Genomic DNA, 13,296 nt, shown 5'->3' with positions numbered 1-13,296 from the left:
ACTGAAAGGAGAAATCTCCGCAAGAAGCTCGACAAAGATTGGAAATATACTTTGCGGTGTTTCGTGTGCGATTTCTCCTTTCAATCGAAATGACAAACTGGACGTTAGACGCACTGCAGTGCGTCTCTACAAAAAAAAACTTTGAACCTTTGTCACTCTGAAACTTTGTCCCTCTTTAAAAAGAAATCACCGTCGAATTCTTCACTTCACTAATCATAAACATACTTTGTGTACTTCCAATGTGTTGTAATGAAGTTAGTTTTGTGACTAAAAATTCACGATAAGCTTCCATATCTTTTACCAAAACTTTCAGAATGTAATCGTAGTCACCACTTACGTGATGGCATTCTAAAACTTCGTTGAGTTTGATTACTTCGCTTTCAAATTTGGTTAGGAATTCTTTTGTGTGCTGAATCAGTTTTAAATGGCAAAAAACCACAAAACCTTTTTCGATTTTAGATTTATCGACTAGAGCGACGTAGTTTTTTATTATGCCTTCGCGTTCTAGTTTTTTGATTCTTTCATATACTGCTGTAACTGAAAGATCAAGTTTTAAGGATAACTCTTTGGTTGTTTTTTTACTATCGGTTTGAAGCAAAACCAATAGTTTTTTATCGATTTCGTCTAAAGTCATAATGGTTGATGGTTTTTGGTTGATTGTTGATAGTTATTGAAAAGAAAGAAAATCTACTGAATTGCAATTTCAGAATCAAATTTAGATTAAAAATCATTACAAACACATTTTTATAGTTTTAAAATCTAATTATTCATTTTACCATTGATTAATTTTCTAAATAGGTCTTATTTTGAATAGAATTTCTTTTGAAAACGAGAGTCCTAGCCCAGATTGAAGTGGAAAGCCCGGAGTAAAAAAGGCAAAAGTTTCTTGTTATAAAAAAGCGACCAACGGAAGCTCTTTTTAGAACATTAGAAACTTTGCATTTTTTATGAGGACTTGAAACGGAAAGCTGGAATAGCTCGTAAAAATTATTGTTTCAGGTTTCAAGTTTCAGGTTGTTGGAACGTGAAACCTGAAACTTGAAACAAAACAAACAAAAAACTATTTAAACATGAAAAACTTCAACCCAGCAGATAAAATTCAGGATTTGCAATATTTTGGTGAATTTGGCGGAGTTAATCCGTCGATTTCTGATTCTTCGACTTATACTTTTCTATCGGCTAAAACTATGTTTGATACTTTTGAAGGAAATATGGAAGGATGTTATTTGTATTCTCGCCATTCTTCACCAAGTAATTTGTACTTGGATCAGGCTTTGGCAGCGATGGAAGGAACGGAAACAGCAAACGTTTCAGCTTCAGGAATGGGAGCGATTACGCCTACTCTATTGCAATTGTGCGGCGCGGGCGATCATATTGTTTCTAGCCGAACTATTTACGGTGGAACTTACGCTTTCTTGAAAAACTTTACACCAAGATTTGGCATTGAGACTAGTTTTGTAGACATTACTAAACTTGATGTTGTAGAAGCCGCGATTACTACTAAAACAAAAGTCTTGTATTGTGAAACTGTGAGCAATCCCTTATTGGAAGTGGCTGATATTGCAGGTTTGGCTAAAATCGCTAAAAAGCATAATTTAAAATTGGTTGTCGACAATACGTTTTCACCATTATCAGTTTCACCTGCAAAATTAGGCGCTGATATCGTGATTCACAGTTTAACGAAATACATTAACGGAAGTAGTGATACGGTTGGCGGTGTAACTTGCGCCTCTAAAGAATTTATTAATTCGCTGAAAAATGTAAATTCGGGAGCAAGTATGCTTTTAGGACCAACGATGGATAGTTTACGTTCTGCTTCTGTGATGAAAAATCTTCGCACGCTTCATATTCGCATCAAACAACACAGTCATAACGCGCATGTTTTGGCTGATAAATTTGAAAAAGATGGCTTAAAAACAGTTTATCCAGGATTAAAAAGTCACCCGAGTCATGAATTATACAAAACGATGATTAATCCTGAATATGGTTTCGGCGGCATGTTAACGATTGATGTTGGAACTTTGGAAAAAGCCAATGAATTAATGGAATTAATGCAAGCCAGAAATTTGGGTTATTTAGCGGTAAGTTTGGGTTTTTATAAAACGCTTTTCAGCGCGCCTGGAACCTCAACTTCTAGTGAAATTCCGCTTGAAGAACAAAAAGAAATGGGATTAACAGATGGTTTGATTCGTTTTTCTATTGGTTTAGATAATGATATTGATCGTACTTATGAAATGATGAAAGAGTGTATGATTGAAGTTGGTGTTCTGAAATTTTCTAATTCAAAAGTTTTACAGGATTAGCAACTCTTGTATGTCATTTCGACGAAGGAGAAATCTCCGCTAGAAGCTCTACAAAGATTGGTTTTTAGTTGCGGAGTTACTGCGGAGATTTCTCCTTCGTCGAAATGACAAAAATGCGATAAAAAAGCCGTTCTGAAATCGATCAGAACGGCTTTTCATTTATAATTTATAATTTACAATTAATAATTAACGACGTTTAGTTTACTGTTTTTTCGGCTGTAGCCAAAATAAATCAACAACCCAATTATTAGCCAAATGGTAAAGTAAATCCAGTTCCAAACGCTTAATTCGGCCATCATATAAAGACAGCAAATTAATCCTAAAAGTGGAATTAGTGATAAATTCTTTCTGAATGCCCAAACCGCTAATCCAACCAAAACAAATAAGAAAATCCACATTGGAATCTTGTGTTTGAATAAACTGAAACCTGATTCATATTTCGCAGAATCAGCAATTGGCAATCCTTTTACAACTTCAGCATATTTTGCTTCGTTGTCTTGATATTGTCCTAATAAATGCTCTAAATCCGAAGTTTCAGCAGTTTTATTATTTACTTCAATGCTTTCTAAATATTTGAAAACTTTTTCAGATTCTTCTTTATCTAATGAAGTTACAATCGAAGTTGCATCGTAAATTTGAGGTTCATTATTAATGAAAGCCATTGTCGCTTTGTTGTTGAATGCAAAAGCATAATACAATCCTGCGATCATTAAAACTGGCAAAATGAATTTTGAATTGACATAAGGCGTTTTGAATTTCCCTCTTGGAATTTCTGGTTTATTTTGTAATACCAAAACTCCTGCGCAAACCAAAACAAAGGCAAATAAAGTTCCAATGCTACATAAATCTGTTACCATTGTCAGGTTCAAAAATAAAGCTGGAACTGCAACCACAAAACCTGTTACAATTGTAGCAAAAGAAGGCGTTTTGAATTTCGGGTGAACTGTAGAAAATTTCTTTGGCAATAAACCATCACGGCTCATACTCATCCAGATACGAGGTTGTCCCATTTGGAAAACTAATAAAACACTCGCCATTGCTACTACCGCACTTACCGCAATAATTCCTGACATCCATTTTAAATCCAATTTATCAAAAACAAATGCAAGAGGATCTCCAACATTTAATTCGTGATATTTTACCATTCCCGTTAAAACCAAAGCAATTGCAATATAAAGAATTGTGCAAATGATAATCGCCCACATCATTCCGCGTGGTAAATCACGTTGTGGATTTTTACATTCTTCTGCCGTTGTAGAAATAGCGTCAAAACCAATGTAAGCAAAGAAAACAGCCGAAACTCCTTTTAAAACTCCTCCAACTCCGTTTGGAGCAAAAGGGTCCCAGTTTGCTGTATCTACGTAAAATATTCCAACTGCGATTACTAAAAGTACAACACAAAGTTTTACCACAACCATTAAATTACTGGCATTACGAGATTCTTTCATTCCTCTGTAAACCAAAGCCGTAATCAAAATAATAATGAATAATGCAGGAATATCAGTAACGAAATGAAATGATCCTAAAGTTGGCGCTGTTGTCCACGCTGTATGCGCTTGCTGTAAAGCCGTGCTCAAATTTTCGAATGATTTTCCGCCGCGCATTAAAGCTTCGGCATCTTTAAATCCATTTGAAGCAGTTAGATAATCCATCTGAATCCATTGCGGGAGATGAATTCCGCCGCTTTGGAGAAGTCCCGTAAAATAATCACTCCAAGATATGGCAACGGTTATATTTCCGACGGCATATTCCATAATTAATGCCCAACCAATAATCCATGCAATTAATTCTCCAAAAGCAACATAAGAATACGTATAAGCACTTCCAGAAACTGGAACCATCGATGCAAATTCAGCGTAAGCGAAAGCAGCAAAACTACAAGCCAAAGCTGTAAATAAAAACAGGAATATTACTGCTGGGCCTCCGTCTGCGCTGGCTTTTCCAATTGTGCTAAAAATTCCTGCTCCAACAATAGCTGCTATTCCGAATGCAGTTAAATCTCTAGTAGTCAAATGTTTTCCTAATGCATTATGACCATCTGATTCGTTCTGAGCAACCTGCTTCAGAATATCCTGTACTGTTTTCTTTCGGAATAAACTTGAAAATGCCATATATGTTTTGCTGTTATAAAATTAATTTAATTCAGTCGTTTTTGTTTTATTTTGCAAATAATGCAAATTTAATCGTTAAATCAAATATATAAAACGATTTTGTTTTGAGTGGTGTTTTTTTCTGCCACGAATTATTTTTCTGCCACTAAGACTCAAAGTCGCAAGTTTTTCTACTCTCTCGATAGCTATCTGAAAGCAGATTATTTTTTTTTCACGCAGATTAAAAAAAGATTTAAGCAGATATCAGTAGATTAAATTCACTTTTTAAATTAAATCTGCTAAAATCTTCCTAATCTGCGTGAAACCCTTTTCTTCAATGACAAATGTAACATTTCTTAAAATCAGCTTACTAATCAAGTAGTATTTAATTTTAAAGAATCATTTTATGGAAAAAATTTCAAGACGTTCTTTTGTAAACAAATTTGGACTAGGCGTTGGAGCTTCAGTCGTAATGACTTCACTTCCTTCTTTTATCACCGAAACAGAAAAAACACATATCCCGTACACAGGAAAAAAATTAAATATCGCTTTATGCGGATTAGGAAATTATGCTTCACTTCTTGCTGAAGGACTTCAGATTTCTGAATATTGCCAGCTTACTGGAATTGTTACTGGCACGCCATCTAAGGCAGAAACATGGAAAAAGAAATATAACATTCCTGAAAAGAATATTTACAACTACGAAAATTTTGATTCAATCGTAAAAAACAAAGACATTGATTTAGTGTATGTTGTAACTCCAAATGCATTGCATAAAGAATTTACTGTTCGAGCTGCAAAAGCAGGAAAACACGTTATTGTTGAAAAACCAATGGCAATTACTCCTGAAGATTGCGAAGAAATGATAAAAGTTTGCAACGATAATAATGTACAATTAGCAATGGGTTATCGCCTGCATTACGAACCAAATCATCTAGAAATAAAACGTCTCGGACAAGAAAAAGTTATGGGACAAGTTCGTTATATTGAAACTGGTCTGGGTTATAGTACTTATGACGTTCGTGACATTAATAAACCAGTTGATTTAAATGCCCGCAAAGAATGGAGATTGACTAAAAAATGGGCAGGCGGCGGCTGTTTGATTAATTTAGGAATTTATTGCATTCAGGTTTCACGTTACGTTTTAGGCGAAGAACCAATTGCCGTTACTGCACAATTTGGATATGTCAATAACAAAAATATGTTTTCTCAAGTTGAAGAAAATATCACTTGGCAAATGGAATTCCCGAGCGGTGCCGTTGCAAATTGTAGCAGTTCTTGTGGTTTTGGAATTGATCGTTTTTACGCTGCCGCAGATGAAGGCTTTTTTGAAATGAGTCCTGCTGTAAGCTATGGACCTTTTATAGGAAAAAGATCGGATGGAAAACCATTTAATTTTCCCGTTATAAATCAACAACAAACCCAAATGGATGAGATTTGTAAAGTCATTTTGGCAAACCAAAAACTTCCAAATCATATTACAGGCGAAGAAGGGATTAAAGATGTAAAAATCATTAACGCAATTTATAAAGCTGCTGAAACTGGAAAGAAAGTTAAGCTTTAATTTTTTTGCCACAGATTAAAGGATTAAAAGGATTTTTTCTCTCATTTTATATTGCGTTTAATTTCTGCAAGTACGAATTGCAAATCTACCCATCAGGGTAGATTTGCAAAATTTAATTTAAAGAATAATGTGATTTGTTTATTATTACCCAAAACTCAATAAATAAATTATCTTTTAAAAAATTCACCTTAAAAAGCATGAATTCGTATATTTTTTTTAAGAAAATTTTCACTTTATGTTCAATTCTGTTTTTGTAATATTACACCTGTTAACAAAAAAAACTTAAATGTTTAGATATATTTTACAATTGAGAACATAAGGCAACTTTATACTATAGCAATCGACGCAAAATAAATATACCTATGAAATTAAATTATACCTATATTTTGTTTTTATTTTTTACAATAATCACTTCTGCTCAGTCTACAAATGATAAAATTATTGAAGTTGACTATGAATATTCCTTCATACAAGTTCGAGCTAATAACAACAAATATTCCTATTATGAAAAATTACAGCTATTTCCTGGTAAACAACTTTCCGTGTACGATAAGATCACAAAAAACAATTCAGATAATGCCGCTACTCTCAAGCCCAATGCTCAACAAGGATTAGAATGGAATCCTAAAGGCAAAAATCTGAATACTGTTTTTAAGGATTACAAAGAAGGAACAACCTATCTAAAAGATATTATTATACCCCGTTTTTTTGTAATCAAAGATTCTATAAACATTTTTAACTGGAAAGTAACAGAAGAATATAAAGAGATATTGGACTATAAATGCCAAAAAGCCACAACAGAATTCAGAGGGCGTAATTATACTGCTTGGTTTACAACAGATTTACCTCCGGGTGGACCATGGAAATTTGATGATTTACCAGGGTTTATTTTAGAAGCTTATTCTAATGACAAAGATAATTACAGCTGGAAAGCCCAATCCATTCGTTTTAATGACTTAGCAACAATAAACAGTGCCATTTTTACCAATCCCTTTTTAGAGGACAAAAAATATAGTTGGGATGAGTTTAAAAAATTGTATAAAGAAAAAGCTATAGCAGCGGATAAATTTCAATACGCGGACGGCCAGGTAGGAGGTGTAGTTATGCGTAGAATGATTAAAGAACGCTATATTGAGGAAAATGATACCGATTATACAGCCGATAAAAAGTATGGTATAAAATAATAAAATATGATAAAGAGATTTATTTTTATTTTATTATTTTTTATACAATGGTCTTATTCTCAAAAAATAGTTGGCAAAATTAACGATCAAAACGGTTCGCCCATTCAGGTTGCAACCTTATTGATGAGAGAAGGAACAGATGAAAATCCAATTCAGGAATACAAAACGGTTCGAAATGGCCAATTTTCCTTTCAATTAAAAAACAACTATAAAAGCTTACTTTTAGAGGTAAAATCCTTTGGTTACTTATCTGAAAAAATTGTTTTATCCAATCCTGAAACTGACAAAACATACCATTACGATATTCAATTGTTTTCTGATTCAAAAATTGTTTTAAAAGAAGTAATCATAGAGAAACCGAAAGCTATTGAAGTAGTTGAAGATACCACAAAGTATAATGTAAAGTCTTTCTTAAATGGTAATGAATCAAAAATAATTGATGTCATCAAAAAACTTCCAGGAATTGAAGTCAATGAAAAATCAGGAATTATAAAATTTAAAGGTAAAAGCATAGAAACCGTTACTTTGGGCGGCGATAATTTATTTGATTCAAATTACACTATAGGAACCAAAAATATCAATGTCAATATGGTAGATCAGGTTCAGGCTATAGAAAATTATAATGAAAATCCGTTGTTAAAAGGATTTGAAACAGGAGATAAAGTAGCTTTAAATTTGGTTTTAAAAAAAGGCATGGTTGATTTGTCTGGCTCTATGGAATATGGAAACGGATGGAATGACTCTGGCGAGCCTATGAATAAAATTGATGCCTTACTATTGGGAATATCGAATAAGAATAAATCGTTTACAACTATAAACTTCAATAATTTGGGAGAAAATAAATCCCCAATAGATTATTATGGCTTTCAATTTAATGCAGAAGCTTTGAAAGAAGATCAGTTAAAAGTTTCCAAGACACTACCAGAGTCGGTTTTTAGTTCAAATTTAAGTGATGACCGCGTAAATCTAAACAATCAGTTATTTGCAAGTTATAATTCCATTTTTACTATTACAAAACAATTAAAACTCAAAACAAATTTATCTTTTATAAATGATAGAATTAGTGCCCAACGGGCATACGAAAACACATATTACCTAGAAAGTGGAGATATCCATACAACAGATTACACAAATATTTTAAAAAAGCCAAGGCAGTACAGAGCCGATTTTAATTTAAAATATAATCTAAAAAAAGACGCATCTTTAACCTATGATCTCAAACTTCAAAAAGAAGATATTATAACACCTACTGAAGATCTTCAGAATAAAACCACAGTTTTTGAATCTAGATTAACTTCAGAATCGCGTTACTTCAATCAAAAAGCACAATTTATTAAGCGTTTTTCGACTGATAATGCTTTTCAGGCTACCTTTTTACATGCAATTAGCGAAATACCGCAAACGTTTAATGTAACACCAGATATAACAATTGATCCTTTAGTAAATGTCAATTTTCAAGAAGTGAATCCAAAAAAACAATTTGTAAACGCAGATTTTTTATTATTAGGAAAAAAGAATAAAAAGAAATTTAATTTTTCTGCCGGCTGGATTTTTAACTCCACCTCTTTTTTATCTCAATTATCCGATTCTGACGTGGATGCTCCTGCTTCATTTCAAAATAATTATGATTATCAGAAAAGTAAAATATATCAGAATGGATTGTTCAAATACTTTATTAATAGATGGACTTTTGAGGCAAAATATTCATTAAGCTATTTGCATCAGGAATTTACTGATTATGAAACTTCTGTAAATCAAAAGAAAAATGATTTTGTCTTTGAACCTTCACTGAATTTATCTTATAAGCTCAATGAAACTGATATTTTGAGTTTCAATGCGCTTTATTCACAAAAACCTTTAGATGAAAGACATTTATTCTCAAATTGGATTTTAACAAATACACGTTCATTAATACAAAATACGCCACTTCTTAATTTTACCAAAACAAAACGAATTTCGATAAACTATAATAAATCGGACCTGTTTAATCAGTTTTTAATGAATGGTGGAATCACATTTCAAACAGACAATGGGAATTTTTTTCAAAATACAACGATAAGCTCACAACTTAATAAATCAACTTACTTTTTTCTGCCAACAAACAATAATCAGTGGAATGCTGATTTTTCAATAACTAAGCTGATTCCTTATTTGTCATCAACTTTTCGGTTAAATTCTAATTATTCACTAAATAATTATCAAAATCGCATTAATAATTCTGAATTACGAAACAATCAAGGTCAGGCGTTTCGAGAGTCTTTGTATGTTAAAACTGCTTTTGATTTAAAATGGAATTTTGAAAATGAAACTTCTTACATTTTAAATGTTTTTAAAAGTGACGAAAATCAAAACAAGAATAAGAATTCAATTTTAGAAAATCATTTTAAACTTTATTATAATCCTTCAAAAACTTGGAACATGACCGCGATTTCAGACTATTTTATTCCTAGTCTGAATAATCCTAGCAATGATTATTTATTTGTAGATTTTGAAGTAAAACATAATCCGAAACATAAAAAATGGGAAGCCGCATTTGTTTTAAAAAATATTTTTAACGAAAATAAATTTGAACAAATTCAAATAACTGATTACTCTCTAAACAAATACAGTTATAATTTATTGCCTCGTTACTTTTTACTGAAACTTAAATGGAATTTTTAAATTTAGCAAGTACGTTGCCGCTTCCATCAGTTTTTTAATTCTATCCGAGACATATAACATTCAATCGTTGCGGGCACGGATTACAAATCCGCGCTATCGGGTTTTATAAAGCTGCTGAAACTGGAAAGAAAGTTAAGCTTTAATATTTTTTTGCCACAGATTAAAGGATTAAAAGGATTTTTTCTCGTTCTATGTCATTTCGACGAAGGAGAAATCTCCACAAGTAACTCCGCAACGAGAGTCCAATCTTTGTCGAGCTTCTCGCGGAGATTTCTCCTTCGTAGAAATGACAAACTTTAAGGATTAGGTTTGTTTAAAATATTCTTTAAAAATCATTTTAATCCTTTAATCTGTGGCAAAAAATTCTTAGCGCTCTTTGCGTAATTCTTTGCGAACTTTGCGGTTAAATTACTTCAAACAGCTTCTCAAAATACTAACAGGATGCTGCGCTTCACGTTTAGTTCCATCATAAATTTGATGACGGCAGCTTGTTCCTGCTGCTGCGATTTTTACATTTTCTGCCGTGTTTCTTACTTTAGGAAATAAAGTATCCTCGCCCATTTGCATACTTACTTTATAATGTTCTTTTTCATATCCAAAAGAACCCGCCATTCCGCAACAACCTGAATTATAAATTGTAACGGTATTATTTTTAGGAAGATTTAGCATAGCGAAAGTTGCTTCAACAGAACTCAAAGATTTTTGATGACAATGTCCGTGAATTTTAATTTCTTTGGTTTCTTCTGAAAATGAATCTGAAGTTATTTTTCCGTCTATGATTTCTTTTTTGAAGAATTCTTCAATCGTAAAAGCATTTCTTGATAATTTTTCAGCCGCTTCTTTGTCATCAGCTAAACGAAGATATTCGTCCCTGAAAGTCAAAATTGCCGAAGGTTCGATTCCTACTAAAGGCGCGTTGGCTAAAACCAAATCTTTAAAAACAGTTACGTTGTGATTGGCGATTTTCTTCGCTTCTTCCAAAAATCCTTTCGAAAGATACGTTCTTCCACTTTCCTCATGATCAATAACCAAAACCTGATATCCTAGTTTAGTCAATAATTCAAAAGCATCAATTCCGATATTCACATCATAATAATTCGTGAATTCATCTACAAATAAATATAATCTTCCGTTTGGAAAATCTGTTCCTGCTGGTTTATTATTTGCATACCATTTTCTAAAAGTCTTTTTCGCCAAAAGCGGAACTTGTCTTTCGGGTGCAATTCCCATTGATTTTTTAACCAAAGACTGATTCGAAATAAAATTCGTGATAGATGGAAACAAACTTCCCATTTTATTCAGTTTAGCGTTGTTGGCAAAAATTTTACTTCGGGTTGAGAATCCGTTTGCTTTTTGATATTGGTATAAAAATTCCGCTTTCAGAGTTGCAACGTCAACATTACTAGGACATTCGCTCGCACAGGCTTTACAGCTTACACATAACTCAAAAACTTCGTATAATTCTTTCTGGTCAAATTTGTTTTCTTTTTCAGAATACGTCAAATATTCACGTAAAGCATTTGCACGTGCACGAGTCGTTTCTTTTTCATTTCTGGTCGCGCGATAACTCGGACACATTGCTCCTCCCGCAGATGGCATTTTTCGGCAATCTCCAGAACCGTTGCATTTTTCAGCCGCACGTAAAATTCCTAAACTGTCTGAGAAATCCTGAAATGTTTTAATATCTGGTTCTACCCTTCCCGAAATTACACGATGATTTTCGTCCATTTTCAACGCATTGACAATCTTCCCTATATTCAAAACCGAATTTGGATCAAAAGCTAATTTTAATCTTTTCAGCAATTCGTAGTTTTTATCGCCAATCATAAACGGAATAAATTCGCCACGCACGATTCCGTCACCATGTTCACCACTTAATGAACCTCTATATTTTTTCACCAAATGCGCTACATCGGTTGCAATGGTTCTGAATAGTTTTAAATCTTCCGTTTTCTTCAAATTCAAAACCGGACGCAAGTGCAATTCTCCAGCACCAGCATGCGCGTAATAAATTGCTTCTTGTCCGTGACTTAACATCATAGCTGAAAACTCCGCAATATAAGCTGGCAAATCACTTAACTCTACGGCTGTATCTTCAATAGAATCAGCAGCTTTATCATCGCCAACAATGCTTCCTAAAAGACCTAATCCGGCTTTTCTAAGTTCATTGGCTTTATCAATATCTGATCCGTAAATTTTAACGCTTGCGTAACCAAAATTATGTTTTTCTAAATCTGCAATTAAAGCATCGGCTTGTTTTTCGGCATCTTCTAAATTGTGTGAAGCTACTTCAAAAAGCATAATCGCTTTTGGTTCGCCAACCAAAAAGAAACGATTTTTAATGTGTTCACGGTTCGTTTTTGTACAATCCAAAATCGTGTCGTCGATCATTTCGCAAGTGTACAAATGATGTTTCATCGCCACAACAACAGATTCTAAAGATTCCTGAATGGTATGATAATGCGCCACGACCATAATATTATGTGCAGGCGGCAAATCGTCTACTTTTAAAGTGATTTCGGTTGTAAAAGCCAAAGTTCCTTCACTTCCGCAAAGTAATTTTCCTAGATTGACTGTCGGTTCTGTTCCGCCAAATAATTCTGATTTTAGGAGAATATCTACGGCATAACCTGTATTTCTTCTGTGAATTTCCGGTTTTGGAAATTCTCTTATAATTTCTTCCTGATTTTCTTTTACCGAAAGTTCGTCGTAAACGCTTTTGTAGATTTTATTTTCTAAAGAATCTCCTTTCGTTTTTTCAATAAATTCAGCTGATGTCAGTTCGCCAAAAGCTACTTCTGTTCCGTCACTTAAAATCGTTTTTACCTCAACAATTTTATCGCGAGTTACACCATAACGAATCGAAGTTGTTCCAGATGAATTGTTTCCTACCATTCCGCCAATCATCGCACGGTTTGAAGTCGAAGTAATTGGAGCGAAGAAAACATCGTGAGGTTTCAAGAATAAATTCAGTTCATCACGAATCACACCTGGCTGAACCGTTACCGTTTTTTTCTCCGCATTATAACCTAATATTTTGGTAAAATGTTTCGAAACATCAATCACAAGTCCGTCTCCAACCGCCTGACCTGCTAATGAAGTTCCTGCTGTTCTTGGCGTAACCGAAATATTGTGTTTCGCCGCAAAACGAATTAATTTACTGATATCTACCGTAGTTTTTGGCAATGCCACAGCATTTGGTCTAATTCTGTACACCGAAGCATCGGTAGAATAAAGTGTTTTATGAAGATCATCATATAAAAGTGTTCCTTCTAATGATTCGGATAACTGCTGTAACTCTTGGTTTGACATTATATTCTAATTTGTTGTCTAAAACGAATTTTATTTTTTGTTGATGAGATTACAAAATTACTGTAATTTCAATAGTTATGTTTCTTTTTTTGCAACAGATTTAAAGGATTATTTTTTATTTCACACAGATTTAAAAAGATTTAAGCAGATATTGCAGATTCTTTTTTTATCTAAAATAAATT

7 protein-coding genes are annotated in these 13,296 nt (G+C 33.3%); 4 read left to right on the top strand and 3 right to left on the bottom strand.

The window, feature by feature from the left end; all coding sequences use genetic code 11:
• Window positions 1–175 precede the first annotated feature (175 nt).
• A complete protein-coding gene (locus tag NYQ10_RS10390) occupies window positions 176–634 on the bottom strand; it encodes an Lrp/AsnC family transcriptional regulator (RefSeq protein WP_289880604.1) in 459 nt (152 codons plus the stop codon).
• A gap of 436 nt (window positions 635–1,070) precedes the next feature.
• On the opposite strand from NYQ10_RS10390, the gene NYQ10_RS10385 reads away from it, so the two are divergent.
• Window positions 1,071–2,303, top strand: a complete 1,233-nt coding sequence (locus NYQ10_RS10385; RefSeq protein ID WP_289880602.1) for an aminotransferase class I/II-fold pyridoxal phosphate-dependent enzyme — start codon at window positions 1,071–1,073, stop codon at window positions 2,301–2,303.
• Window positions 2,304–2,482: 179 nt separating this feature from the next.
• On the opposite strand, the gene NYQ10_RS10380 is transcribed toward NYQ10_RS10385, so the two are convergent.
• Window positions 2,483–4,414: an amino acid permease gene (locus tag NYQ10_RS10380; RefSeq protein WP_289880599.1), complete on the bottom strand. Its 1,932-nt coding sequence runs from the start codon at window positions 4,412–4,414 to the stop codon at window positions 2,483–2,485.
• A 385-nt stretch (window positions 4,415–4,799) separates the two neighbouring features.
• Here NYQ10_RS10380 and NYQ10_RS10375 point away from each other — a divergent pair, with 385 nt between their 5' ends.
• The 3 genes from NYQ10_RS10375 (at window position 4,800) to NYQ10_RS10365 (ending at window position 9,802) form a co-directional block, all read left to right on the top strand.
• Complete coding sequence (locus NYQ10_RS10375; RefSeq protein WP_289880598.1) at window positions 4,800–5,957, top strand: Gfo/Idh/MocA family protein; 1,158 nt, start codon at window positions 4,800–4,802, stop codon at window positions 5,955–5,957.
• Between the two features lie 362 nt (window positions 5,958–6,319).
• Complete coding sequence (locus NYQ10_RS10370; RefSeq protein ID WP_289880595.1) at window positions 6,320–7,141, top strand: GLPGLI family protein; 822 nt, start codon at window positions 6,320–6,322, stop codon at window positions 7,139–7,141.
• 6 nt (window positions 7,142–7,147) lie between these two features.
• Window positions 7,148–9,802, top strand: a complete 2,655-nt coding sequence (locus tag NYQ10_RS10365) for a hypothetical protein (RefSeq protein WP_289880594.1) — start codon at window positions 7,148–7,150, stop codon at window positions 9,800–9,802.
• Between the two features lie 408 nt (window positions 9,803–10,210).
• Here the strand turns inward: NYQ10_RS10365 and NYQ10_RS10360 are convergent, their stop codons facing one another.
• The gene (locus NYQ10_RS10360) at window positions 10,211–13,114 is read right to left on the bottom strand and encodes an FAD-binding and (Fe-S)-binding domain-containing protein (RefSeq protein WP_436836306.1); all 2,904 of its coding nucleotides are present in this window, start codon (window positions 13,112–13,114) and stop codon (window positions 10,211–10,213) included.
• Window positions 13,115–13,296: the final 182 nt, after the last annotated feature.

It is taken from the genome of Flavobacterium johnsoniae (assembly GCF_030388325.1).
GTDB classification, from domain to species: Bacteria; Bacteroidota; Bacteroidia; order Flavobacteriales; family Flavobacteriaceae; genus Flavobacterium; species Flavobacterium johnsoniae_C.
Note: the sequence above shows the minus strand (reverse complement) of the source record. Positions and strands in the feature narration are given on the sequence as shown.

Coding starts and splice junctions, on each gene's coding strand:
- NYQ10_RS10390 (WP_289880604.1), bottom strand. CDS start 634: ATGACTTTAGACGAAATCGATAAAAAACTATTGGTTTTGCTTCAAACC.
- NYQ10_RS10385 (WP_289880602.1), top strand. CDS start 1,071: ATGAAAAACTTCAACCCAGCAGATAAAATTCAGGATTTGCAATATTTT.
- NYQ10_RS10380 (WP_289880599.1), bottom strand. CDS start 4,414: ATGGCATTTTCAAGTTTATTCCGAAAGAAAACAGTACAGGATATTCTG.
- NYQ10_RS10375 (WP_289880598.1), top strand. CDS start 4,800: ATGGAAAAAATTTCAAGACGTTCTTTTGTAAACAAATTTGGACTAGGC.
- NYQ10_RS10370 (WP_289880595.1), top strand. CDS start 6,320: ATGAAATTAAATTATACCTATATTTTGTTTTTATTTTTTACAATAATC.
- NYQ10_RS10365 (WP_289880594.1), top strand. CDS start 7,148: ATGATAAAGAGATTTATTTTTATTTTATTATTTTTTATACAATGGTCT.
- NYQ10_RS10360 (WP_436836306.1), bottom strand. CDS start 13,114: ATGTCAAACCAAGAGTTACAGCAGTTATCCGAATCATTAGAAGGAACA.